22 protein-coding genes and 1 tRNA gene are annotated in these 23,715 nt (G+C 56.0%); 6 read left to right on the top strand and 17 right to left on the bottom strand.

What is annotated here, in order from left to right; genetic code table 11:
• Positions 1-3: 3 nt before the first annotated feature.
• Positions 4-1,359, bottom strand: coding sequence for an alpha/beta hydrolase family protein (locus FOM92_RS02420; RefSeq protein WP_342778156.1), 1,356 nt, complete (start codon positions 1,357-1,359; stop codon positions 4-6).
• Between the two features lie 217 nt (positions 1,360-1,576).
• On the opposite strand from FOM92_RS02420, the gene FOM92_RS02415 reads away from it, so the two are divergent.
• The 6 genes from FOM92_RS02415 (at position 1,577) to FOM92_RS02390 (ending at position 6,681) form a co-directional block, all read left to right on the top strand.
• Complete coding sequence (locus FOM92_RS02415) at positions 1,577-3,256, top strand: M28 family metallopeptidase (RefSeq protein WP_143775189.1); 1,680 nt, start codon at positions 1,577-1,579, stop codon at positions 3,254-3,256.
• Between the two features lie 6 nt (positions 3,257-3,262).
• Positions 3,263-4,243 (top strand): agmatine deiminase family protein, encoded by a 981-nt coding sequence (locus FOM92_RS02410; RefSeq protein ID WP_143775187.1) that lies wholly within the window; start codon positions 3,263-3,265, stop codon positions 4,241-4,243.
• Between the two features lie 64 nt (positions 4,244-4,307).
• Positions 4,308-5,171, top strand: coding sequence for a class I SAM-dependent methyltransferase (locus tag FOM92_RS02405; RefSeq protein ID WP_143775186.1), 864 nt, complete (start codon positions 4,308-4,310; stop codon positions 5,169-5,171).
• Between the two features lie 6 nt (positions 5,172-5,177).
• Positions 5,178-6,047, top strand: a complete 870-nt coding sequence (aguB, locus tag FOM92_RS02400; protein WP_143775183.1) for an N-carbamoylputrescine amidase — start codon at positions 5,178-5,180, stop codon at positions 6,045-6,047.
• A complete protein-coding gene (gene folK, locus FOM92_RS02395; protein ID WP_143775181.1) occupies positions 6,040-6,555 on the top strand; it encodes a 2-amino-4-hydroxy-6-hydroxymethyldihydropteridine diphosphokinase in 516 nt (171 codons plus the stop codon). Before aguB ends, folK begins: the two co-directional genes overlap by 8 nt.
• Positions 6,556-6,605: 50 nt before the next feature.
• Positions 6,606-6,681 (top strand) — tRNA-Lys (locus FOM92_RS02390).
• Between the two features lie 43 nt (positions 6,682-6,724).
• Here the strand turns inward: FOM92_RS02390 and FOM92_RS02385 are convergent.
• The 16 genes from FOM92_RS02385 to FOM92_RS02310 all read right to left on the bottom strand — a co-directional run bounded on the left by FOM92_RS02385 (position 6,725) and on the right by FOM92_RS02310 (position 23,692).
• Positions 6,725-7,471 (bottom strand): prepilin peptidase, encoded by a 747-nt coding sequence (locus FOM92_RS02385; protein WP_143775179.1) that lies wholly within the window; start codon positions 7,469-7,471, stop codon positions 6,725-6,727.
• 17 nt (positions 7,472-7,488) lie between these two features.
• Positions 7,489-8,187, bottom strand: coding sequence for a type II secretion system protein N (gene gspN / locus FOM92_RS02380; RefSeq protein ID WP_143775177.1), 699 nt, complete (start codon positions 8,185-8,187; stop codon positions 7,489-7,491).
• Positions 8,184-8,651 (bottom strand): type II secretion system protein GspM, encoded by a 468-nt coding sequence (gene gspM / locus FOM92_RS02375; RefSeq protein WP_170226771.1) that lies wholly within the window; start codon positions 8,649-8,651, stop codon positions 8,184-8,186. The genes gspN and gspM overlap by 4 nt, the downstream gene beginning before the upstream one ends.
• Before the next feature lie 8 nt (positions 8,652-8,659).
• On the bottom strand, positions 8,660-9,745 hold the full coding sequence (gene gspL / locus FOM92_RS02370) for a type II secretion system protein GspL (RefSeq protein ID WP_143775173.1): 1,086 nt from the start codon (positions 9,743-9,745) through the stop codon (positions 8,660-8,662).
• Complete coding sequence (gene gspK / locus FOM92_RS02365; RefSeq protein ID WP_143775171.1) at positions 9,742-10,728, bottom strand: type II secretion system minor pseudopilin GspK; 987 nt, start codon at positions 10,726-10,728, stop codon at positions 9,742-9,744. Before gspK ends, gspL begins: the two co-directional genes overlap by 4 nt.
• A complete protein-coding gene (gene gspJ, locus FOM92_RS02360; RefSeq protein WP_143775170.1) occupies positions 10,725-11,369 on the bottom strand; it encodes a type II secretion system minor pseudopilin GspJ in 645 nt (214 codons plus the stop codon). The genes gspK and gspJ overlap by 4 nt, the downstream gene beginning before the upstream one ends.
• On the bottom strand, positions 11,366-11,752 hold the full coding sequence (gene gspI, locus FOM92_RS15885; protein ID WP_246087125.1) for a type II secretion system minor pseudopilin GspI: 387 nt from the start codon (positions 11,750-11,752) through the stop codon (positions 11,366-11,368). The genes gspJ and gspI overlap by 4 nt, the downstream gene beginning before the upstream one ends.
• Positions 11,739-12,233: a type II secretion system protein gene (locus FOM92_RS16060; RefSeq protein WP_246087124.1), complete on the bottom strand. Its 495-nt coding sequence runs from the start codon at positions 12,231-12,233 to the stop codon at positions 11,739-11,741. Before FOM92_RS16060 ends, gspI begins: the two co-directional genes overlap by 14 nt.
• Positions 12,205-12,681, bottom strand: a complete 477-nt coding sequence (gspG, locus tag FOM92_RS02345) for a type II secretion system major pseudopilin GspG (RefSeq protein WP_143775167.1) — start codon at positions 12,679-12,681, stop codon at positions 12,205-12,207. Before gspG ends, FOM92_RS16060 begins: the two co-directional genes overlap by 29 nt.
• Positions 12,682-12,683: 2 nt before the next feature.
• Positions 12,684-13,898 carry a type II secretion system inner membrane protein GspF gene (gene gspF / locus FOM92_RS02340; protein ID WP_143775166.1) on the bottom strand — a complete coding sequence of 405 codons (1,215 nt, stop codon included), beginning with the start codon at positions 13,896-13,898 and terminating at the stop codon, positions 12,684-12,686.
• Entirely contained in the window at positions 13,891-15,411 is a 1,521-nt protein-coding gene (gene gspE, locus FOM92_RS02335) for a type II secretion system ATPase GspE (RefSeq protein WP_143776279.1), read from the bottom strand. The genes gspF and gspE overlap by 8 nt, the downstream gene beginning before the upstream one ends.
• A gap of 32 nt (positions 15,412-15,443) precedes the next feature.
• Positions 15,444-17,633: a type II secretion system secretin GspD gene (gene gspD, locus FOM92_RS02330; RefSeq protein ID WP_143775164.1), complete on the bottom strand. Its 2,190-nt coding sequence runs from the start codon at positions 17,631-17,633 to the stop codon at positions 15,444-15,446.
• Complete coding sequence (locus tag FOM92_RS02325; protein WP_246087123.1) at positions 17,630-18,460, bottom strand: type II secretion system protein N; 831 nt, start codon at positions 18,458-18,460, stop codon at positions 17,630-17,632. Before FOM92_RS02325 ends, gspD begins: the two co-directional genes overlap by 4 nt.
• 190 nt (positions 18,461-18,650) lie before the next feature.
• Positions 18,651-21,371, bottom strand: a complete 2,721-nt coding sequence (locus FOM92_RS02320; protein ID WP_143775163.1) for a TonB-dependent receptor domain-containing protein — start codon at positions 21,369-21,371, stop codon at positions 18,651-18,653.
• Positions 21,372-21,449: 78 nt separating this feature from the next.
• Positions 21,450-23,021: a hypothetical protein gene (locus FOM92_RS02315; RefSeq protein ID WP_143775162.1), complete on the bottom strand. Its 1,572-nt coding sequence runs from the start codon at positions 23,019-23,021 to the stop codon at positions 21,450-21,452.
• A gap of 290 nt (positions 23,022-23,311) precedes the next feature.
• The gene (locus tag FOM92_RS02310; protein ID WP_143775161.1) at positions 23,312-23,692 is read right to left on the bottom strand and encodes a hypothetical protein; all 381 of its coding nucleotides are present in this window, start codon (positions 23,690-23,692) and stop codon (positions 23,312-23,314) included.
• Positions 23,693-23,715: the final 23 nt, after the last annotated feature.

The raw sequence follows: 23,715 nt of genomic DNA, 5'->3' as shown, positions 1-23,715 counted from the left end.
ATATTACGCCAGCCAGTCAAATCCCCATTCATCGCGTGAACTCGGCCCGCCATGCGGCATAATGATTGCGGGCAGCCCTTTGGCCTCCACGCCGACAGGCAACGTCAGATAACCGGGAACCAGAGTGCCATCGCCCACCTTGATATTGACTGCCTTGACCGGCGCCAGCTTGTAGCCCTCCAATTCGGGGCGACTTGCAAACAGCGGGCTGACCGCATTGGTCGCCTTGTCGAAATAATAATATTGCCCCGGATTGGTGTCGCTACCCGCCCAGACAATCAGTTTCTGTTCGTCGGCGCTCATCCCGCCAAAGTGGATCAATGCTGCGTTTGGCAGTGCCTTGGACAAGGAAGAACCCAGTTTTTTAAAAGCCGGATCGAAATAGACGGCTTGCCGTTTTTCCGTGGCGAAGCTGACCCCAATGACCCGCTTTTTGCGGCCCAGGGTTATAAGATTGTCGACATCGACATCCGGGCGGTTGAAGACCAGCGTCTTTGCAAGGCTCTCGTCCAGCTTCACCTTGTAAAGCGCAAAACGCCCTTCATATTTCTCAAAACCATAAGCCGCGTTTTCGACGGGGTCGACTGCATAGGGATTAAAGCCGGTGCCTGTGGTGTTGTCATATTCACTCAGCGCCTGCCAACCCGTTTGCCCGGCCGGACGGTAAACATAGCGCCGCACGCCGCTATCATATCCGGCGTCGGTTTTCATAACCCCCATGATGCGAACCGCTCCGGTGCCGTCGCTGATATATTCGTTGGCCAGTCGTGTCGGACGCACGACAGATTTGGCGGCCAATGTCTTGGTATCGACCCTGTCGACGCCATAGCCTTCGTCCGATTTTGAAATCAGCGATCCGGTGCGGCCTTCGGGCACATATTCCCGGCCAAGCAGCACCGCGCCATCCTCTGTAGGCAGCAGGTCAATCAGACTGCCACCGAAATAGGAAAAGCGTTCCGCATTATATCCCTGCCGCATGGAAACCAGTTTCAGTTCGGTTCCGTCGGAGTTTACCGCGACGAGACGGCTGACCGAAACGGGTTCACCAGCTTCCCGAAGAACCATTGAAACCAGACAGATAAGGCGCGCATTTGACACCCATTCACAATAGGAAAGCCGTTCGGGATCTCCCGTTGCGGACAGCGCCGGAACGGATTTACCGCCATTGGCAATATCCACGGTAAACAGGCGACTGCCCTGCCCTTTGTCCGGTATGATATAGGCAATCTTCGTGCCGTCGGGGGAAAGCGAGACGTCTGCCACGCCTTCACGCGCACCAAAGTCCAAGGCGGCTTTGTCCTGCGCCACCGCAACGGTGGACATGGATAAAGCGGTAAAAAGGAAAAATTGTCTCAGCATCGAAGCCCCCCACTTCCGTTTACATGATGGGTAATCCCAAGAAATCGGGTTGCAAGCCAAAAGCGTTGAAATGCTTGGAAATAATGGATTCCTCCGGCAACGTGGCAGAACAGCGCGGATTTCCGTTCCATTTCGAAGGAAACCGCTTTTTCATTTGAGGCGAGAGACAGCCTCTGGCAGAAGGCGCGGCAACAACTTTTCCCTTCTGGAGAATATCATGCGTTTCCTTACGCTCGCCCTCGCTTCGGCACTTGCCCTCACGTCCGCCTGTAAACAGATGGACGATAAGACTGTGGACAGCGCGGCGCTGCCTCAGGTTGAGGTTCCGGAACTGTCCGAACAGACTATGAAGGATGTGGTCAAGGAACTGTCGCTCGACAGCTACGAAGGTCGTGCGCCGGGTTCGGCGGGTGAGGAAAAGACAGTTGCCTACCTGATCGACCGGTTCAAAAAAGCAGGACTTGAGCCCGGAAACAACGGAAGCTGGACCCAGGACGTACCTCTGGTCGAAATTACTGCTAAAAATGTCTCGGCGCTGAGCATTGCGGACAAGAGCGGGAAGGCTATGTCCTTCGCCTATGGCAGTGAATTTGTTGTCGGCAGCTATCGCGAAACGCCCAAGACAAAGATTGACCAGAGCGAAATGATATTCGTCGGGCATGGCATCGTCGCGCCTGAAAAGGGCTGGAACGATTACGAAGGGCTGGATGTCAAAGGCAAGACCGTGGTCATCATGGTCAACGACCCCGATTTCGACGCCACCGATCTGAAAGGCGATTTCGGCGGTAAGGCGATGACCTATTATGGCCGCTGGACCTATAAATTTGAGGAAGCCGCCCGGCAGGGTGCTGCAGCTGCGCTCATCATTCACGATGACGCGCCTGCCGCATATGGCTGGAATGTCGTCAATTCAAGCTGGACCGGCACACAGTTCCTGGCCCAGTCCAAAGATGCAGGCGCAAGCCAGACAGCCGCCAATGGCTGGATCCAGAAAGATGTGGCGCGGGAAATCTTCGAAGCCGCCGGACAGGATCTCGATAAGCAAATGGCAGCCGCAAAGAAGAAGGGGTTCAAGGCCGTTCCCTTGGGCCTGAAGGCGTCGTTGAGCTTCGATAATGACATCGCGCGCAAGGCGAGCAAGAATGTTGTCGGTGTCCTGAAAGGCGCCAAGCGGCCCGAGGAATATGTCCTATATACCGCGCATTGGGACCATCTGGGCCGGTGCACCGCGGCAGCCGATGGGGACGATATCTGCAATGGCGCGGTCGACAATGCCACGGGCACCGCAGCTCTGGTCGCCTTGGCCGAAGGCTTCAAAAAAGCTGGCGCACCTGACCGGAGCATCGTGTTTCTTGCGGTGACGGCCGAAGAATCGGGTCTGCTGGGTTCCAAATATTATGCCGAAAACCCGATCTATCCGCTGAGCCAGACGGTCGGTGGCGTTAACATGGATGCTTTCTCCATGGCTGGCCCTGCGAAAAACCTGACCGTTATCGGCAAAGGCAAATCGCAGCTCGATGACTATCTTAACGCCGCCGCAAAGGCAGAAGGACGTACACCTGAAATGGAACCGACGCCTGAAAAGGGCTTCTACTACCGGTCCGACCATTTCAGCTTTGCCAAGCTGGGCGTTCCGATGGTCTATTTTGAAGGTGGCGATGATCTGGTGAAGGGTGGCAAGGAAGCCGCAAAAGCGGCCGCCGAAGATTATGAGAAAAACCGCTACCATGCCCCCGGCGACGAATATGACGAGTCCTGGGACTGGTCCGGCGTGATGGCCGATCTTCGCCTTTACTATCGCGTCGGACGGATGCTCGCGATGACCGATGCCTGGCCCAACTGGAATGAAGGCGACGAATTCCGCGCCATTCGCGACAAAAGCCGCGAAGGGAAATAAGTTTCCATGTCCTTGAGAATGCCCGCCGAATGGGCACCGCATGAACGCGTCTGGATCGGTTTTCCCAGCTTCTGGGGCCATTGGGAGGAACCCTTTGCAGCCGCGCAAAAACAGATTGCCGCCTTTGCCAATGCCGTACACGATGGTGGTAAGGGCGAGACCGTATATCTGATCGCCGGCAATGCCGATGCGGCGAAGGTCGCCCGTGAACTGGCCGCCCCCGGCGTCATCGTTGAGGAACGCCATATCGGCGACGTCTGGCTCCGCGACACAGGTTGCATCATCGTCGGCGAAGGCAATGGCCGGATCGCGCGGGATTTCGGCTTTAACGGCTGGGGCAACCGTTTCAATTTCGATGGCGACCAGGATATCGGCAGGACGCTGGCAAAGGCCGCTGGCTTGACGGTCACGCCCTGCGACTGGGTTTTGGAAGGCGGCTCCATCGATGTAGATGGCGAGGGCCGCGCCGTTACCACTATCGACTGCCTATTGAACCCCAACCGCAATCCGGAACTGGACAAGGCGCAGATCGAGGCGCGATTGCGCAGCGATCTCGGAATCGAGCGCCTGCTCTGGCTGGGCGATGGCCTTGCCAATGACCATACGGACGGACATGTCGACAATCTTGCACGTTTCGTTGGACCAAATCATCTGGTCATTCCCGAAGCACGCGATGCGGACGACCCCAATAGCGCCGTCTATGCTGCCGCCCGCAAAGCGGCGGAGGACTTCGGATGCCAGGTCACCCTCCTGCCCTCAGTCGGGCGGTTTGAACAATATGGCGAAGCCGTTCCTGCGAGCTACATGAATTTCTATATCGGCAACAGCGTGGTTGTTGTTCCCACCTATGGCAGCCGTTACGACGATACAGCCCTGGCTCAACTTGAAAGCCTGTTTCCCCGCCACAAAATTGTCGGCCTACCCGCCGATGCCGTGCTGACCGGTGGCGGCAGCTTCCATTGTTCCAGCCAGCAGGTGCCAATTTAGCTGTATTGGCTTTTGATACCTTTCGACCCATATACAAGCACAGTTAAACAGAGAGGAATCCCCCATGAAAAAGTCCCTTCTTTTCGCCCTCGCCGTCACGGCGCTGACTGTTCCCTCTTATGCCGACGACCATAAGGGCATGAGCAAGGCCGAACATGACAAGATGCACAAGGCGCATCAGGCGCGCATGGCAAAGATATTGGCCGATCCGGCGCGCGCCGAAGATTCAAAGCGCGACAAATATCGCCATCCGGCGGAAACGTTCGAATTCTTCCGGCTTCATCCCGACCATGTCATCGGCGAATACGCCCCGGGTGGCGAGTGGGTGTCGCGCATTCTGGGCCGCTATGTCGATGAAAAGGGCAAATATGTCGGGCTGTTCTTCGGCACAAAAACCCATTTCAGCGACACTGCCAAAGAAGGCATCAAGGCCGGAATTGCGAAGTTCCCCGCCGATGTGGCTGCCGTTTCCGGCCGCCCCGCGACCGACTTCAGCGCCTTTTCTCTGAGCGAAATTCCTGAAGGCGCAAAGGGTACGTTCGACCGTATCCTCGTCATGCGCATGCTACATAACATGCAGCGCTGGAATATCGCGGACGCCGAGATCAAGGCCATGCGGGATCTGCTGAAGGACGATGGTCTTCTGGGCATCGAACAGCACCGTGCAAAAGCGGACGCTCCCTATAGCTATGCCGATGGTAAGAACGGATATCTGCGCGAAGCCGATGTTATCAAATTCATGGAAATCAACGGCTTTGAACTGGTCGGGAAAAGCGAAGTAAACGCCAATCCAAAGGACGAGGCCAATTGGCCGGACGGCGTCTGGACCCTGCCCCCGCGCCTTGCCAAAGGCGAAACCGACAAGGCAAAATATGAAGCCATTGGCGAATCCGATCGTATGACGCTCCTGTTCAAAAAGCGGCCCTGACATCCCATGACTGCGCGCTCCATTACCGTTGCGGCCTTGCAACTTCCTCTCGCGGGAGACGAGGCGACAAATATAGACGCCGTATCTGATCTTGTGAGTCAGGCTGCGGCAGCGGGCGCGCAGATCATTCTTCCGCCGGAGCTTTTTTCGGGCCCTTATTTCTGCAAGACGCAGGACGAAGCACATTTCGCCCTCGCCCGCCCGACCATGGAACATCCGTCGGTGCAGGCGATGGCAAAACTTGCAAAACAACTGGGCGTTACAATCCCCACCAGCTTTTTTGAACGCGATGGCGCGCATTTCTATAACACGCTCGCAATGATCGACAGCGATGGCCAGATTGTTGGTACCTATCGCAAAAGCCACATCCCCGATGGTCCTGGCTATCAGGAAAAATATTATTTCCGCCCCGGCAATACGGGATTTAAAGTCTGGGACGTGTTCGGCACCCGCATCGGCGTCGGTATATGCTGGGACCAATGGTATCCAGAATGCGCACGGGCGATGGCCCTGATGGGTGCTGAGCTGCTGTTCTACCCCACCGCCATCGGGGCGGAGCCTCAGGATGCAACGCTCGACACGCGCCACATGTGGCGGCGCGCCATGGTGGGCCATGCCGTCAGCAACTGCATGCCGGTGATCGCCGCTAACCGGATCGGCAGCGAGAACGATCATGGCCTTGGCCCCCAGAAGTTTTATGGAACCAGTTTTATTACCAATGAATGGGGCGACATCGTTTCCGATCTGGACGACGCCGAAACCGGAATATTGGTGGCCACATTCGATCTCGATCAGGCCCGCGCCCATCGCGCGAGCATGGGCTTTTTCCGCGATCGCCGACCGCAACTCTATGGCCGGCTGGTAGAGGATATTTAGTCTGACCTATCTCTACCTCATTGGTCTGGGATCGAACCAGCCACTTCCCCATGTCGGTCGCCCGCAGCAGATCCTCGATCAGGCTATTGCGGCGCTCGAAATGGATGACATTGACGTGTTTGCGCAGTCAGCCATAGTCGCGAGTGCGCCCTTGGGGCCGTCGCGGCGGCAATATGCAAATGCGGCGGCTGTTGTGGCAACTCCGCTTGTCCCGCCTGCCCTGCTCCGGCGATTGCAGGAGATTGAAATACATTTCGGCCGTACCCGACGTGGACAGCCATGGCAGGCACGAACGCTCGATCTCGACATACTTCTATGGTCCGAAGGCATTTGGGCGGAGAGCCACCCGCATCTGTCGATACCGCATCCGGCGCTCCGCACCCGCAATTTTGTCCTTACGCCGGCGGCAATGATTGCACCCGACTGGCGCGACCCCGTCACAGGTCTGACAATAAGACAGCTACAAACACGATTTAACCGTCCAAAGCGGCTTGACCGCGCAGTCTAGCGCCATTAGGGGGAGCGCTCTCGTTCAAACCGGTATCCCGGTTTTGGTCCGGGCCCTTAGCTCAGTCGGTAGAGCAACTGACTTTTAATCAGTAGGTCGCTGGTTCGAATCCAGCAGGGCTCACCATTTTTCAATGGCGCAGACAACCGACCTGGCCGCAACCGAATGGTCAGGGCAAGCACACGACAATAAAGGCAGCAAACGCCAGGAATGTCCCCAGCGGATATTCCAACGGCTCACTTTCGTTCCGGTGTGACGATAGCAAGGCGACCGCAAGACCCACAAAACTCGCGACCAACACGGTCAGCGGTAGCAATTGCCACCCAAGCCAAACACCGAGAACACTGAGCAATTTGGGGTCACCGGCACCCATACCCTCTTTTCGGCGGATAACATGGTAGAGCTGCCGAAGAGCTTCCAGTGTTGCAAAGCCGGCAATGCCTCCGATCAATCGGTCCGTCCAAGTGATATCGCTGATCAGTAGAGGAGCGAATATAGCCGCTCCTAACAGCAGTAGAAACAGCAATGCGTTTGGCAGCCACAAATGCCGGTAATCAAGGATAGCCAGAGGAAGCAGGAACCATCCGAAGATGGCAGCAGCGAATGCTTGCGCAGGGGGGAACCACAAGGCGGTAAACGCGCCGATGCACAGGCCGGCAAATTCGGTTCCGACAGTAAAGCGCGATCTACAGTTACGACATTTCCCTTTTAAAGCCAAAAAGGACAAAATGGGTATCAGATCGAAAGCGGCGATCTGTGCGCCGCAGCTATCGCAGTGGGAACGGCCGCTGGTTATGCTCCTGCCCTCTGGCCAACGGCGACATAATGCCCCTGCGAAACTGCCCCAGATTGCGCCCAATGTTGCGAGACATGCGAGCACAAACCATAGCGGCAAACCGGAAAGCCCCTGTTCCACCGTGAGTTGGATCGCCGTCAGAGCCGACCTCTTTTGGTCATCTGGAAACCGCGCGCGCTTTTCCGGAAGCCTGCGAGCGAGAGGGTCCCGGCATTCTCGCTATTGTCGCCTTCAAGCAAGATTATCACGCTATAGCTGCCGTCCGCAGATAACCGGATATCGACATGCTCGGTCGCCGACTGGCTGAGCAACGGGATCAACAGTTGACCTCGATCACACCGAGGCTTGGCAAGCAAGCCATTTGACAGATCGAGCCCCGGAATTGCTTTAGTCAAAGTCATTCGGATCCCGCCGCTCGCTTCGGCACAGCGGCCACCTGAAAACCGCGCAGAAAAATCCTGCAAGATAATATCTTCGACAGGCAGCGGTTCGAACAGAGCCCCGATCGGTAGAGTTGCGTTGAACCTGTCGATGGAGATGCCGCCAAAGCGCTTTGTGACCGAACCGTTTATTCCGGGGGCAAATGGTGCGTCGCCCCGCGATAATGCGATTTCAACGCGTCCGAGCAGGAGAGGCAGAATTTTCACGCGTGCGTTCACATCGCCAATGGGTACTTTGTTAAGACGCAGGTCCCGGATCGATCCATCCCAGATGATGCCTTCGACTTTGCGGGCTGTAATCTGGTCACCACTGACAACAGTGCGCAGCGGAATGAAGGCGCCGAATGCAACAAGCAGGAGCAAAGCAGCAGCGATTGTGTAGGATCGACGGGTCATCGGGCGGCCCGTCGCAATTGGGCGTCTACCGAAACACTGCCATTGGCCGCGCTTCGCAATGTAATGCTGGATACAAAGATGCCCTGCGATTCAAGCTCGCTCAGCCATGCCAGCAGCGCTGGCGCGCGGGCCTGATCAATGCGGAAATTGGCTTGTCCGGGAACAGAATTTGCCGACTTCAAAAGGTCGAAACCTTTCTCGGCGGCACCTTGCGTCACTACGAGATCAATGTCAGCTTGCTGAGGCAACGCAGCAGATGGCTTTTGCAATGCAGCGGCAGCAACAGCGGCTTCAATCCGGCCACGCCGCTGAACAGCCTCATCCAGACCGCTTTCGGCCTGCTGTAGCGCCGACAGGGTTGGTAGCAAAATTCCGAAAAGCAGGATGACAACAGCGGTCAGCGCTCCTGCAACCGACACCAGGATACGCTCCCGGTTGCTCAGCCCAGAATACCATGTTTTCATTTTGTCCATCATGGCATCCTCACGGTCAGATCTACCAAGGTTGCGCCAGTTGAGTCTTGCCGCGATGTGGCCGTAACGCGGAAACCATCGCGTTGTATGGCGATCAGTACCTTGTTGATGCTTCCCGCATCAGGAGCCGAAAGAACTACAATCAGAATTCCGTCACGTGCGAAACGGAGTTCACGTACCGACACATTTGGCGACGTTTGCACCGCGCGCCACAGACCGGCGGACAGCGGCGTGAAGCGGCCTTCTGCCAAACCTTTTTGCTGCAACGCAGAGGAAAGCTGCGCCTCTGCTTGGGTGATATCCGAAATGGCAGGGTTGATCCGCTGCGCCGCAACCAGTGCCCTTTCATTTTCGGCGGATGTCGCAAGGCTATATTTCGCATAGGTCGCCACACCCAAAAGGAGTGTCGCCGCTATGCAAAAACCGGACAGCAGGAAAATCCATTTGCGCTGGTTCGGAGTGGCAATGACGCGGGGTTCGCGTTTGGCAAATGCTCCTTCGCGAAAGTTGAGTGCCGGATTCACGCTTGCTACCTGCAATGCTTGATGCAGTGCGGTGCTTTCCATATCCAATATGGGAGCATCGCCCACAAACATTTTGCGGAAAGCCGGCTCGTCAGGAATTATAAACTGGTTTCCGCGCAAAACAATGTTGCCGCCCAGCTCTGCCCGCAAAACATGCGCCGGGTCAGACGGCAGAAGCAACCCGAAGGGAATGATAACATCAGGGTCCAGCCCGCGAGCCTTCAATATTTCGAGGCCCGTTTCCAAAATGGTCGGGTCAATCGTTGCTGTGACCACTTCATCCCCGTCGACATGACGGGCCACCACATGCACTGCACCCAGGGATTGTTCCAGAACGCGGACTTTGGCTACGCCCTCTGCCTGTCGGGCCGTCAGATCGGGTAAAGAAAACCACGTTGTTCGGGCCGCTTCTGCTCCTACGATAGCGACAATCCGGTCATCGTCCGTCTCCGGGATATACTCCGAAAGCCGCTGTGGCTCGGACCATAGCGAATCCGATAATCTCCATATCAGAGGGTCGGTCTGGTTCATGTTGGGAAGGAATGTAACGAGCAGAGTCATGCCTGTTCCCCCCAACTGCGCCAAATCAGGCGGACCTGCCCGGACGTGGCGGCGAGCATAGACTCCCCTTCCAGTATCAGCTCACCGAGCGACACTTTCGTGCGTAACAGGAAATAGGTGCTAGTCAGTTTCACTTGCCCTTGGACCGGAGAAGACGCCTCGATTGACGCCATTTCGGGTGCCCCCCAGAATCGAATGAGGCTGCCATAACCGCTTGCGGGGCGCTTGGCGAGATAGCTGCGTGCAGTGACCGGACTAAACTGTCCGGGCGGAAAGAGCATTGCCAGCAAAGGCGCCTGTTCAGGCAGCAAAGTATTTACATTCAGCGGCGAAAGACGGGCCTCAGGCAAGGCACAAATCCATCCCCGAAGCTTGGCATAAAGAGCAGGAGTCACGCCCTTTACGGCACGCAATTCCGACGGATGCGCAAACAGGCGGTTCGCTGTCCGATAGGGTGTAACGGCCGACCGGTAGCTATCGTCTTCGGCCCCATTGGTCGACGGGATGCTGTCGCTATCCACCCAATCCGTCGCGGCTGCCGCAACCGGCCGCGCAGTGCTTTCATTGATACCGAGAACGACCATCAGGGAAACCATCTGTTCCTGACCGATGGAGTTAGGCGAATATCGTCCCTCTGTTTCCGACACCAGACTATTGAGGTTGAAACAATTGGCCCCATCGCGCACCGTTGCCGAAGCCGCACCGACAGGTACGGGAAGAACCTGTTCCTTGCCGAGCCAATTTCCTTCAAGCGTTGTCTGTGCGGCATCGCGGGCCAGCAGATCTTCGATGCGGGTGCTTGCCAGATTTTCAACGGCGTAACTGAACATACGGGCCTGGGTAAGGCTATTGCCGTTGCCGGAAAGCTTTGTGGCAATGGCGAGGCGATCAAGCGTCGTCGCGGCAATCACCGTCAGGATGGCTACCATCAGCAACACCGACAACAGTGCAGCACCGCGTTCCGATGGAGCGGTACTAATCATCCGTCCAAACCCTCATCCGTTTCGGCCGGTTTGATCCTGTTTTGCGGCCCCACCAGAAAAAGCATCCGTTGTTCGGACTTACCCGCAACCGCGATGCGCAACTCAACAGCCCGTGGAAGTGCGTCGGCATCGACCGCAGTCCAGTCATTCCGCCATTCCCCTCGATCGTCACGGAACCGGACTTGTGCAGAAACCACATTGTCGACAATGACAGTGGCATCCGACGGTGCTGCACCGTCGAGCATCGGCCAGCTCAAGCGCTTCAGGCTATTCTTGTCGAGTACATAGGCCACCCTTTGCAAAGCAGGCCGTGGCGCTTCATCCAGATTGGACCAGCCGGCCCGAACGAAGCCGAACAACATGCCGGGAACATCGCCGCTTTCTTCGACAAATGCGGGGATCGAAGCACCGGCAGGGTCACGAACCGAACGGGAAATCGCCTGGGCCAGATCTCCCTCAACATTATTGTGCAGACGGTTGCCGCGCGAAAGCTCATCCAAGCGGTCTTTGACAGCAAGTTGTGTATCGCTTCCGGACCGCAGCAGCATCACCCCTGCTAGTGACAGCAGTGAAAAAATGGCCAAGGCCACAAGCAGTTCCACCAGCGTGAAACCCGCTTCGGAAGTCCTTACCTTCTTCATTGCTCTACCGGTCGCGCTATGGTCAATTGTGCCTTACGCGCCGCTGCAATTCCGGTGCCGGACACCTGAATGTCGACAAGCACCAATCGCGCATCATCCGTTCTTTTTGTCGTCGCGGTCCAACGCCAGTTTTGCCCGCCGTTAAGTTCCTCTCCGCCCGTTTCACCCAATGTCGGAACGGATGGACTGGATAAAATCTCGACCGCCACATTGCGCGCGACCTGCCACGCCAGACCACTTTCGCCCAGTTGCGACGTCGACCGGACCGAATATCCCTGCAGCCGCACCATTGCCAGCGCAGCCAGGCTGAAGATGGCAAGCGCAACCATGATTTCAAGCAACGTGAATCCGTCGCGGACAATGGGCAAATTAACGCGCGACACGTACGTCTCCCGTTGCGGACAGGTTGACGACGACCACCTTGTCGCCCCGTTTGACGCCGATTTCCGCGCTGCTGGATGGCAAGCCGGTGCTGTCAAAGGCCACTCGCAGCTGACGCGCACCTCCAATAGATGCGCTTGTTCCGCGCGCCCATTTCTGGCTGACAAAGGGTTTTTCCTGCAATGGCCCCCACGCTCCATCTGTCCGTGCTTCGAAAGAGTAGCCTGATGGCCGGATTGAAAAAGCCATCGGTGTCGACTGTAAAATCGATTGGTCGCGCAACGCGGCAAGGCGCGCCGCCAATTGCTCGGCTTCGTCGCGGGCACCGCGTTCCGTGGTTCGCGCTGTCATCACGACCGCAGCACTCGCCACGCCGATGATGAACAATACAACCATCAGTTCAACCAGAGTAAAGCCACGCTCGCTTACTGCGGGTTTGGATGTGGAAGCTGGCCTATTCGCCGTAGATATCCGCATTTTCATTCTCGCCGCCGGGCGCGCCATCTGCACCCAGCGAGTAAATGTCGAACGCCCCGTTCCGGCCGGGAACAGTGTATTGATAGGGGCGGTTCCACGGGTCATTTGGCAATTTTTTGATATAGCCCTCAGTCCGGCCACCCGCCGTTGAAGGAGGGTTCACGAGAGCCTGCAACCCTGTGCCAGCGTCAGGATAAGTCAGATTGTCGAGGCGGTACGTCTCCATCGCCTGCCCCAAAACCGCGATATCCGCCTTCGCCTTTTGGACCATTGCCTTGTCCTGATTGGGCAAAACATTGATGGCGACGATGGTGGTCAGCAAGGCCAGGATGAAAAGTGTCACCATCATTTCGACAAGGGTGAAACCATTTCGCTCGGACTTTGGTCGCGAACGTCGGAATTCAATCGGTGCACGTTCCAGATCGGTGAAAAGGTGAAACAAGATGCGCAACATTTCTATATTCCCGTGAGATTTTGAAGTTGGAGAATGGGCAATAAAATTGCCAGAATGATGATCGCCACCACGCCGCCCATGGCAACGATGATAAGCGGTTCAAGAAGGGAGAGTGCGGCACTCGTGAAATTGTCGAATTCCCGCTCCAGATATTCCGATGCCCTTTCCAGCATCAGCTCAAGCTGTCCCGCACTTTCTCCGCTGGCGGTCAGATAGACAAGCAAGGGCGGGAACACGCCGCTGGCGCGCATGGCGCCCGAAAGGCTGCCACCGCTGCGTACCGCTTCGACAATATCGTCGTTCGCCTGCAGCAAAAGTTTGTTACGGATTGTCCCGCCTGTCAAACGCAAGCCTTCCAAAAGGGGCAAACGGCTGGCGACCATAGTCGACAGGGTACGCGCCATTCGGGCAGCATGGAGATTACGGAGCAATTTGCCGATTACCGGAATTGCAAGCACGTTCCGATCAACGAACAACCGGAATTGCGGTTGCTGCAACGCCCGCCAAAACAGCATAGCAAACGCCATGATAACAAGGAGCAACACCCACCAATAGCTTGCCAAAAATGTTGAAAGGCCGATGACGATGCGTGTCAGCAGGGGCAGTTGTTGATCGACATTGTCGAATTGCTCCACGACACGGGGAACGACCGAGACCATCAAGCCCATCACGACTAAAATCGCCACAAGCGAAAGTACCGCTGGATAGGCCAAGGCCCCGATGATCTTGCCGCGCATTTCAGCCTGCCGCTCCAGCAAGGACGCAAGTCGTTCGGAAATCAGCGACAGGGTCCCTGCTCCCTCGCCCGCTGCGATCATGGCGCGATAGAGCGCCGGGAAACTTGACGCTTCGCGGCGCATCGCCTCGGAAAGCCGTTGGCCTTCCACGACACCTGTGTGCACGTTTCCGAGAATATCGCGTACATGGGCCTGCTCGCTCTGCCGGCTGATGGTACGGATAGCTTCTTCAAGTGGGCTAACCTGGATCAGGGACGAAAATTGCCGGGTGAATAAGGTGAGTTGTTTGGTCGACAGACGTCTCCGACGCCGTTGCAAACCAGTAAGTACAGATTGTCGAGCCGCAGCACTATCAAGTTTAACGACATAATAGCTCTTTTTCGCAAGCGCCGCCCGCGCTGCTTCATCGTCGGCAGCATGGATTTTACCTTTGATGTCCCGACCTAAAGTGTCGATAACCTGATAGGCAAATTCAGGCATCGTCAATGTCTTCGCGGCGGGAAATGCGTATAGCTTCTTGCGGCGTAGTAAGTCCGGCACGCACCAGCTTGCGCGCCGCAGCGCTTAAATTAGGTTGGTTCACAAACGCATGACGCGCCAGAATTGCCTCGTCACCACCATCGTTGATCAAACGGCGGATTGTTTCGTCGACCCGGACCGCTTCGAACACGCCAATGCGACCCTGATATCCGGTATTACTACATTGCGGACATCCCACAGCCTTGAAAACGGCAGTCCCCTGGTCGAAGCCGAGTAACGATGCTGCATTCCCATCCGCTTGGACCGTCTGGCGACAAGACGGACAAAGCCGCCGGACAAGCCGTTGTGCAATGACCGCGCGCAACGTCGATGCCAGCAGGAACGGTTCCACTTTCATGTCCCGCATCCGCGTAATTGCACCAATCGCGTCATTAGTGTGCACGGTTGTCAATACCAGATGCCCTGTCAGTGCCGCCTGCACCGCTATGTCGGCCGTTTCCCGATCGCGAATTTCGCCCACCATCACGACATCCGGATCTTGGCGCAAAATCGCACGTAGTCCGGCGGCAAATGTCATGCCCACCTTGGAATTGACCTGCGTCTGGCCAACTCCGTCAATGGCATATTCTACGGGATCTTCGACAGTCAAAATGTTGCGGGTGCCGTCGTTCAGGCTCTTCAACCCAGCATATAATGTGGTGGTTTTGCCCGACCCTGTCGGCCCGGTGACCAGAATGATTCCATTCGGTTCCGCAAGAGCTTCCTGCAATATTTTGAGTGTGTCGTCGGACATGCCCAATACATCGAGAGATATGCCGGTATTTTCCTTGTCCAGAATACGCATCACTACGCGCTCGCCCACCCGGCTGGGAAGCGTAGAAACACGCACATCAATGAGCTTACCGCCCAATGTCAGGCCGATCCGGCCGTCCTGTGGTATGCGACGTTCGGCGATATCAAGACGGGCCATTACCTTGATCCGGCTGACGACGACCGGGGCAACATTGGCCGGCAGACGCAACCGTTCCTGTAACACCCCGTCGGCCCGCATCCGGATAACAAGGCCTGTTTCATAAGGCTCGATGTGGATGTCCGAAACACCCTGCCGCACGGCTTCCGCAATGATCCCGTTGATTAGACGAATTACCGGAGCATCATCCGCACTGTCGAGAAGGTCATCGGCACTGGGTAACATGTCGGATAGCAAATCCGTGTCGCCCATACCGATAGAACCGGCCATAGCGGCGGCGGAGCCGTCCATCGCATAATGATCTGACAAGTGGCGGTCGAAAGTACTGTTATCGCATATCTCGACATCAAAAGGCATCGACAGATAACGCCGGACTTCCAGCAGCATCAGAGGGTCCGCCCCCTCTCGCATCGCCACAACCAGTCGGTCATCAACCTGGTGGCGCAACACGACGCCATGGGTTTTTGCAAAGGCATAGGGAATATCGATCAAGGGAGCGCGTACAGCATTTTCCACTACCTCGTCTGACACGGTCTCTGCCATGTCTGCTGGGTCTGCATCGCCACGCCGTATGATCATCGGCCGTCCCCGTCCGTCTGGATGATGTTGCTGGGTGGAATGTCGGCAGGCTGAAGCGCACCATTGCTCGTGGGCCGTTCCAGAACATTGGTCGCGCCCACGACAACATCATTCGGTCCGGCTTCCGGAGCGATAGGCGGAACAGCGCCCATATAATCGCGCAAAAGATCATCGATGCTCGGTTCGATGTCCGGATTGCGGGCCAGTTGCATCCCCCGGACATAGTCATAACGCCGTGCGGTAAGCCGGTCACCGTCCGCCTTGCTGCGCAAAATGGTCGGACGAATGAAGACCATGAGGTTAGTTTTGCTGCGGCTACGGCTGCGTGATTTGAACAATTCGCCGATCAGGGGAATATCGCTCAAAAGCGGGATTCGTTCGATCGTCCGCCTTTCGTCGTCATTCAACAGCCCCCCGATCGCAAGCAACTGGCCATCGCCTACGGTCAATGTGGTTTCGAATTCACGCTTGTTCAGGATAAGGTCGCTTGATCGGGAGGATACGGGGCCTGCAACGCTTGACACTTCCTGTTTGAGGAAAAGCTTTACATCACCTTGGGAATTCACCTGCGGTGTCACTTCCAATTTGATGCCGACTTCCTGCCGCTGCACGGTGCGGAAAGCGTTTTCGAAGTTGGCAGAAAGTTGTTCGCCCGTGCTGACAGGAACTTCCTGTCCCACCAAAAACTTCGCTTTTTGGTTGTTCAAAGTGACAATGTGAGGCGTGGCGAGCAAGTTGGATTCGGTGTCAGCGGCAATGGCATTGATGATTGTACCGAAAACCGCGTTCTTCCCGATATCCAGAGCAAATCCGCCAAATCCGCCGGTCGCGCTCAAAATCGAAGCTGCGGCTGCTTCCTGCAAGCTGTCGCCCAGCGCGCTGTTGGTCGACGTGGTCGTTGTGTTGCCGTTGACTGTCGTTGTGGTCCGGGTCAGTTCCTCGGCACCGATAGCACCGGCAATGGTCAGGATATTGGGCGTCGCATTGGAATAATTGGTTGCGGCGAAGGGCAAATTCTCTCCGCCGACAAGAAACTGGACACCGAGCTTCTTCGCCGCATCGTTGCCGATTTCGACGACGATAGCTTCAACCAGAACTTGTTCCGGACGCGTATCCAGTTGGCGGATCAACTCACCCAGCATTCGTTGCATTTCCGGATTGGCGGCCACGATCAGTGCATTTGCGCCTTCATAGCGGGTCACCACAACGGGGCCCCTGCCCCCTATTCCGTTCATGCCATTTGCTGATGAGACAGAAGTTACAGGGCTCGGTACCGATACGGGTGCACTGGCAGCACCAGCGGGTGCAGCCACTGGCGGGATATCGGCAACGGGATCGACGCCCTTTTGCCCGCCGATTAAAGACTGGACCGTTTCCAGCAAAGTCTCCGCATTTGCATGTTCAAGACGGTAAACGCGAATTTCCGCGCCGGACTGCGCACGCGCATCCAACTGCTTGGCCATGGCTGCAAAACGGGCAACCGATGTCGGATCGCCCCGAAGCGCTATTGCGTTACTGCTGTCGATCGCAGCAACCGTGACCGGTGGACGTCCGCCCTCACCGCCACCCTGCCCAGCCAAGCCTTGCAAAGCCAACGCAATTTCGCGCGCTCCCGCATTGTCCAATGTCACAATCTGCGTGGCGGCGGAGTCACGGTCAATCTGGCGGACCAGCTCCCGGATACGACGTAAATTGTCTGCATAATCCGCTACGACAAGGCTGTTGGCATTCCGGTTGGCCGTTATCGACCCTTCGCGGCTGACCAGCGGACGGAGTGTTTCAACGGCAGTGGTGGCGTCGATGGATCGCAAGCGGAATACCTCGGTGACGAACTGGCTGGGAGCGGCAGTCTTGCTGCCCACGCGGCTTGGTTGTGTAGCCGCGCCCTCAGATGGTTGAACACGATATCCCCCGCCGCGCATCGGAATGGCAACGAGACCGTTGGCGCGTAACGTTGACAGGAACACTTCAAAATATTCGGACCGCGAAAGCGGGCGATCGGTGACGACGGAAACCTTGCCCGTCACGCGCCCGTCCACGATGAACGTCTGTCCCGTGACACGTGCTGCATCCTGAACAAAGGCGCGAATGTCAGCGTCGCGGACATTCAATGTATGTTGCGCAGCAAGTGGCTCGGCAAAAATCAAGGCTGCGCACACCAGCCAAAGGGGAAGTTTAGGGTTCACGGTTGTTCCAAATTTATCGAAATAGGTACCTTGGCCCCGCCGCGTTCAACATCAACGCTGAGGCGAGATCCGGGTCGGAATTGGGCAGCAACATCAGCGGCCGAAGAAACAGGTCGTCCGTTTACTGCAACAACGACATCTCCATCTTGAAATCCGGCAAGACGCAGCATCGTGCCGTCATCGCGCGGTTGAAGGACAAGGCCGGTAATTCGCCCACCTTCGTTGCGCGGAGCGAAACCGATAGATTTTTGCAAAGTAGCGGCGTTCAGGGCGGCACCTGTGGAAGACGGAGAGGACGGCATGACAGGGGCCGAAGCGGTCCCTGAAGGATTGACTGTTTCCGCCGGAACCGACTGGTCCAGATACAGGGATTCCTTCACACCGCCGCGCGACAAAATGACATGGTCGAAAGCAACGGCATCAAGTGTAACGCCGGGGGTAACTTCTTCACCCACAGCGTAGCTACGCTGCACGCCATCTTCACCGGCAATAATCGCCGATCCTCCGCCCGAACTTTCATTGGCGCGTATGCCGTACAGGGTCAGGTTGAGCGACGTCACATTATCGGCACCTGCCGTCGTCTGGTCATTTCGAAAAAAGGGATCAAAGCCTGCGAATAACGATGCGCGTGCCGACGGCGGCACAATATTGACCGTCTGCATCCGCCAGTCGCCAAGCGTTCCGACAGGAGTGACAATAAACCAGACCAACCGGGCAAACTGGACCGCAGCGAGCAATGCCAACAAACCGATTAGCACCGTTGCTGCCGAAATCGATGCGAACCGGCGCGGGCGCAACTTAAGTCGATCTGCCAGCAAAAACGCCACACTTTCCCCCGATGATTCTGTACAATCAAATGCGGAACTAAGGCGGTGCTGTGACTCGCGAATGACGCTAAAGTGACAGTTTAATGACCGCCGGAAAGTACCGCTTGCTCCGGTCTGCGCGATGCGACCGAAAAAATAACGGCAGCACATCACAGGACGTGCTGCCGCGAGTCAGGGGGCCTTGAATAGATTAGAAATTGATCTCCACACCAATCGAGGCACTGATCCCCTGGCGGTAGCGGTTATAGAAGATCTTGTTATCGCCGCTTTCCTGAAACTCCTGATATTTAGTGTTTGTCAGGTTGCGAACTTCGAATTTCAACTCTGCTTCTTTGCCGGCAAAGGTAAAGCCTTCGCGCGCGACAAAATCGAGCTGAAAGCCGGGTTTCTCCTTGATATCCGGTTGTCCCGATGCACCGCGGCTCGTGACCCGCTCCGTCGCATAAGTCAGCAGGATGGTTTGCTGCGACAGGCGCTCGGTATCCTCAAGGCCGAACTGCAGGTTTACGAGATGATCAGACTGTCCGGTCAATGGCGACCCATTGGTAAAAAAGTCCAGAGCATTGGTGGAAGAAGAGTTGAACACGGCGACCGTGTCTCCCGGCTTCACGTTGATCTTAGATTTGGTGTAGGTATAGTTCGCGATTATGACCGCACGGCGTGTCGAAAAGAAACCTTTGTCACCAATACCCGATAGATCGAAATATTTCTGAGTTTCGATTTCCGCACCGTAAAGATCTGCCTTGGGGGCGTTGGCGAAGCTGGTGATGACCGAGTTATCGTCGAAGCTCGAAAAGGATTCGATCGGTTTGTCGATCCGTTTGAAAAATCCGGCCACGGTTAAACGCTGGTCACGATCAAAATACCATTCGTAGCGCGCTTCCGCATTGTACAATTGGCTGTCGGTCAGCAGCGGATTACCACGGAACAGACGGTTTGAATCGGTGTCGTAGTAATTTTGGAAGATCAACTCGCGAAACTGGGGCCGCGCAATGGTCTTCGAACCGCTCAGGCGCAATTTCATTTGATCGGTTATATCCCACGTCAGCGTCGCAGCCGGCAGCCAGTAACTCTTATTCAGACTGGTCGATGCAAGCGAAGCGGTGGGTGTGTTAAAAACCTGGACAGGAACGACAGTCTGTTTCGCCGTTTCATATCGGACACCGATGTTCAGACTGATTTCAGGTGTAATGAATGCCTGGATCTGTCCGTAGCCGGCATTGTTTAACAAGCGCGCATCAAATACCGGATTGGCTTCGTTCGTATCGATCAAAGCGATGTTGTAGAAATTGATGACGTCAGGCTGCAACAGGAAATCTGGCCGGAACAGCGCGACAGCTGTCGGGAATGTCGCCGGTGCCGTAAACTGGAAATCGCGACGTTCGGTACGGCGAGTGGTGTCCGAATATGCATATCCCACGGTTGCGGTGATGTCAGGCGTCACCTTGACCGACAAATCAAGACCACCTGCCCACAAATCCTCATTCAGATAGGAATAGCTGACTTCCGCACTACCCTGCTGCCCATTGTTCAGTCGGTTGATAAACTGCTGGCCGAAAGGATCGGTAGCGATGTTGCTCCGAAAATACTCGAAGCTGAATTCATCGGGAGCTTCCCGCTTTGAATTGGCATAGGCGACGCGGAAGTTCAGGTTGACGTCCGGCGAAAGCTTGAACTCACCCACAAGCTGCGAGTCCACCAACTGGCGTTCAAACCATGCTGTATCCTGTTGCATCAGTGTCGCGGTCGGCGATGTGGTCTGGCGTGTACCTACGCCCAGACGGGCCTGCTTCAGCGTGTCGCGGATAAACAGATTGGTCCAGCGGACTTTTTGATCACCTGCTTCGATACCAAAACCGACAAGTCCGTTTACGACGATACGGTTGTCGGTAATCACTTTTTGGAAATCGAGCTCTTTCTGGGAGAGATCAAGGGTCGACGCAGTTTGCTGAATGGTGTCGCGTGTGCGCCATTTGTTACTGTAGCCGGCGTTGAAAATGATACCCATCGTAGCATCATCGCCAATATCGAAATTGGTGCCCCCGGTAATGGATGCGGAGCCATTCGGCGGAAGATTGCGGTTCCGCTGTATTACGGCGTTTCGGCCTGTGACCAGTTGTCCGGCAATTGCTTGCGTATTGACATTGCCAGCGCTTATCCGCTCTCCACTGGCAAGATAGGCCGCCAGCGCAGGCTTAAGGTCACGATTTCCATTGTCGAACCCGCTCCAGTCCTGCGAGCTGCCATAATAAGTATAGCCTAACTGGTTCGTGGTCTCACCATTGATGCTCAGATCACCGCCAATAGTCAGGAACGTTTCGCGAGGGATGGCTTTAGTGGTGAGATTGATGACCCCGCCCCCAAATTCACCAGGGAAATTGGCGGAATAGGTTTTTTGGACCAGCGAAGAGGCGATCACACTGGTCGGAAAAAGGTCAAGCGGAACAACGCGTTTCAGCGGTTCCGGACTTGGAAGCGGCGAGCCATTGAGCAACGCCAGTGAATAGCGATCTCCAAGGCCGCGCACATAAACGAAGCCATTTCCGACGACGCTAAGGCCGGTTACGCGGGCCAGCGCCCCGGCAATATCACCTTCGCCAGTACGCTCAATGTCGGCGCTAGAAAGAACCGAAACAACTTGCGGCGCATTTTTCGAAATGTTGCGGTCAAGGTAACCTCGCACAACAATTTCTTCACCACCAGGGATGGAAACGTCAACCTGCTCCTCTTCCGTAGCACCAGCGTCGGCAGCAGGATCAGCGGGCACCTGCTCGCTATTTGCTTCTGTTTCTTGTGGCTCGGCTGTGGTTTCGGTTGGCGTTTGTTCAGCATCTTGCGCGAATGCCAAAGACGGCGAAACGAGCGCTGACGTCAAAAGCAACAGGCTGATGGCCCCCAATGGCTTCAACATAAACTATCCCTTATTTTTCATTCAAAAAAGGTGGGGTGCGCGGTCAAACGTGCACCCCACCCAATATCGTGCCGCCTCTTAGAAGGTCGGCAAGGAGGTGCAGAGACCCGATGTGCTGGTTCCGAGATTTGCTGTCCCGCTGTTGCAGGTCCAGCCGGCATACCAGGTATCGTTAGCATCGCGCACGGCGCCTACATAAGACGTCGCATCGAAAAATGCGCTCAGTGTGCTGGCGTTAAACGCACCCACTGCGGTCTCGTTTGCGCCGTTGATGAACAGCGACGTCAATGTCGGTGTGAATGCGCTGTTGTTATTGTTGCTTCCCGATCCGAAGATGGCAGAAACCTGAGCTTCGGTTACACCATTCGAACCTACGAATGCAGGCGTTCCGCATTGCGCAACGACGGAACGGATAACAGGTGCACCCGCTTCATCTATTGCCGCGTCTACCGTTGCGGAAATTGTCTGCGGACGGCTGATACGCAAGCAGGACGTGTTCGGGCTGACGATCACGCCATTGGCCAGCGTGTAGTCCGTGCCACCGCGCAAAAGGATCGCAGCCAAGTTACCGGTATTACTGCGTTGAATGAAGGTGAAGTTAGCAAGACGCGTATTCTGGCGCGGGATGTTCCCGTCTAGTGCGTTGTCCGAGTCCGCCTCGATCATTGAGTCACCCGCACCTTGGCGCTGGACGGCGAGAACATATTGGAAGTTCGCCTTAACACCCGTGTCGGTATCAAGATTGTCGTCATCCGCGCCAATCGACACGAAATATTTCATGTTGACGTTACCGCCGAAGAACTCAGCACCATCGTCCGAGCTGTTGAATGACTGGATATGATCCAAGACGGTACCTGTGCCGGTTCCGCCCGTCGTCAAAGATTGCAATTCCGAGTTACCCGAGAGCACAAAGCCCGAATACCGGATTTGAACATAGCTTAGACGACCGCTGTTATCCGCACTGTTTGCGCCGCCATAAAGTGCCGGATCAACGGCGCCTTCAACTTGGCGTTCGCACGCTACTGTACCCGGTGTTGCCGCAGGTGCTGCGCAATCGGTGATTGGCGCACGTCCGTTCAGAACGACGCCGCCCCATTGGCCTATTGAGCTGTCAGTGTTCAAGCCAAGCACATTGTCACGGCTGGTAAAGATGATCGGCAAAGCTGCCGTACCCACGGCGTTCAGGCGGTTTCCGCGATTCACGTTCAACCAGGATACGCCGGTGCCGCCAAAAACGATGACGCCGGGTTCAATGTTTAAGGTTACGACGTTGTTCGTTGAAGCAGGACCTTGGTCCGTACCTACGTCAACGCGGCCACCCAAACGATAAAGCACGCCGGTAATCTTGGGCAATGTGCTTGTCGTATTGATGCGCGCCGGCAATGTGCAGACGCGATAAGTTCCTGTAGGCCCGGTGATCGTACCGGAATCCGTCAGACCCTGAGCATCCGCGATCGTGGGACAGCCACCAGCGGGCGTCACAGCCGCCGGAGGTGGTGGCGGAGGCGGCGGGGGTGGCGGAGGCGCCGGATTGTTAATTGTAATATTTCCGCCGGTGCCCGGCGAAGCGATATCGTCTGCGCCGCAACCGGCAACAAGGGCAGCAGCCGCAGTTGCATATATAATGCCACGCAATTTTGGATCTAACATTCTGATTCTCCGCAACAAATAAAATGCCTGTACTCAGGCGCATGCAACGGACCAGCGACGAATCAACAGAGGCCCCACCCGTTGTCGAGCATGCGGATAGAAGCCGCCTGTGACGGGGCTGTGGTTATCGCATTACAATTGAGAGAATCATTTTGGTCACTTTTGTGACATCCGCAGAATCATGTGGTGCGGCGCAGCATTTATTTTTCTGCGCATGTAAAAAGGGCGGGTCAAACCAACCCGCCCATTTATCAAAAGTGCCCTTCAGCACCCTTGCAAAGGATGTGTAATTAACGAGAGGCGAGTTTCGTCTGCAATCCTGTCAGGGCAAGTCGCGCTGCCTCTTTCGAGTTAATGACTCGTCCGTCGGCCAGAACCAGGTCGACCTCTTCGCGGCTTTGCAGTGCCGTCGAGAAAAGATCGGCAGCTTCGGCAATGCGACCGGTACGTGCATAGGCCTGACCCAAATTGATAAGTTTCGCTGGGTCATGGCGACTTACCCGTTCGTTCGACAAAATCTGCGAAATCGCGCGCTCATTATCGCCCGCAATCAAGGCATCATAACCAATCGAACCCTTTGGATAGCTTACTTCACCATTTGCCGCGGGTTGTGCATGCGCGACTCCACTCATGCCGGCCAAAACCAAAGCGCTGATAAATAGAGTTTTCATGACTAATCTCCTCAATCCTGACA

It is taken from the genome of Sphingorhabdus contaminans, from assembly GCF_007280415.1.
Lineage (GTDB): Bacteria > Pseudomonadota > Alphaproteobacteria > Sphingomonadales > Sphingomonadaceae > Sphingorhabdus_B > Sphingorhabdus_B contaminans.
Note: the sequence above shows the minus strand (reverse complement) of the source record. Positions and strands in the feature narration are given on the sequence as shown.

Excerpts from the sequence above, each read along its gene's own strand:
- gspK (WP_143775171.1), bottom strand. The coding sequence starts at position 10,728 with ATGATTAGTACCGCTCCATCGGAACGCGGTGCTGCACTGTTGTCGGTG.
- FOM92_RS02420 (WP_342778156.1), bottom strand. The coding sequence starts at position 1,359 with ATGCTGAGACAATTTTTCCTTTTTACCGCTTTATCCATGTCCACCGTT.
- FOM92_RS02310 (WP_143775161.1), bottom strand. The coding sequence starts at position 23,692 with ATGAAAACTCTATTTATCAGCGCTTTGGTTTTGGCCGGCATGAGTGGA.
- gspF (WP_143775166.1), bottom strand. The coding sequence starts at position 13,898 with ATGCCTGAATTTGCCTATCAGGTTATCGACACTTTAGGTCGGGACATC.
- gspE (WP_143776279.1), bottom strand. The coding sequence starts at position 15,411 with ATGGCAGAGACCGTGTCAGACGAGGTAGTGGAAAATGCTGTACGCGCT.
- FOM92_RS02415 (WP_143775189.1), top strand. The coding sequence starts at position 1,577 with ATGCGTTTCCTTACGCTCGCCCTCGCTTCGGCACTTGCCCTCACGTCC.
- FOM92_RS16060 (WP_246087124.1), bottom strand. The coding sequence starts at position 12,233 with ATGAAAATGCGGATATCTACGGCGAATAGGCCAGCTTCCACATCCAAA.
- gspJ (WP_143775170.1), bottom strand. The coding sequence starts at position 11,369 with ATGAAGAAGGTAAGGACTTCCGAAGCGGGTTTCACGCTGGTGGAACTG.
- FOM92_RS02320 (WP_143775163.1), bottom strand. The coding sequence starts at position 21,371 with ATGTTGAAGCCATTGGGGGCCATCAGCCTGTTGCTTTTGACGTCAGCG.
- aguB (WP_143775183.1), top strand. The coding sequence starts at position 5,178 with ATGACTGCGCGCTCCATTACCGTTGCGGCCTTGCAACTTCCTCTCGCG.
- FOM92_RS02405 (WP_143775186.1), top strand. The coding sequence starts at position 4,308 with ATGAAAAAGTCCCTTCTTTTCGCCCTCGCCGTCACGGCGCTGACTGTT.
- gspG (WP_143775167.1), bottom strand. The coding sequence starts at position 12,681 with ATGTTGCGCATCTTGTTTCACCTTTTCACCGATCTGGAACGTGCACCG.
- gspN (WP_143775177.1), bottom strand. The coding sequence starts at position 8,187 with ATGACCCGTCGATCCTACACAATCGCTGCTGCTTTGCTCCTGCTTGTT.
- gspM (WP_170226771.1), bottom strand. The coding sequence starts at position 8,651 with ATGAAAACATGGTATTCTGGGCTGAGCAACCGGGAGCGTATCCTGGTG.
- gspL (WP_143775173.1), bottom strand. The coding sequence starts at position 9,745 with ATGACTCTGCTCGTTACATTCCTTCCCAACATGAACCAGACCGACCCT.
- FOM92_RS02410 (WP_143775187.1), top strand. The coding sequence starts at position 3,263 with ATGTCCTTGAGAATGCCCGCCGAATGGGCACCGCATGAACGCGTCTGG.
- FOM92_RS02315 (WP_143775162.1), bottom strand. The coding sequence starts at position 23,021 with ATGTTAGATCCAAAATTGCGTGGCATTATATATGCAACTGCGGCTGCT.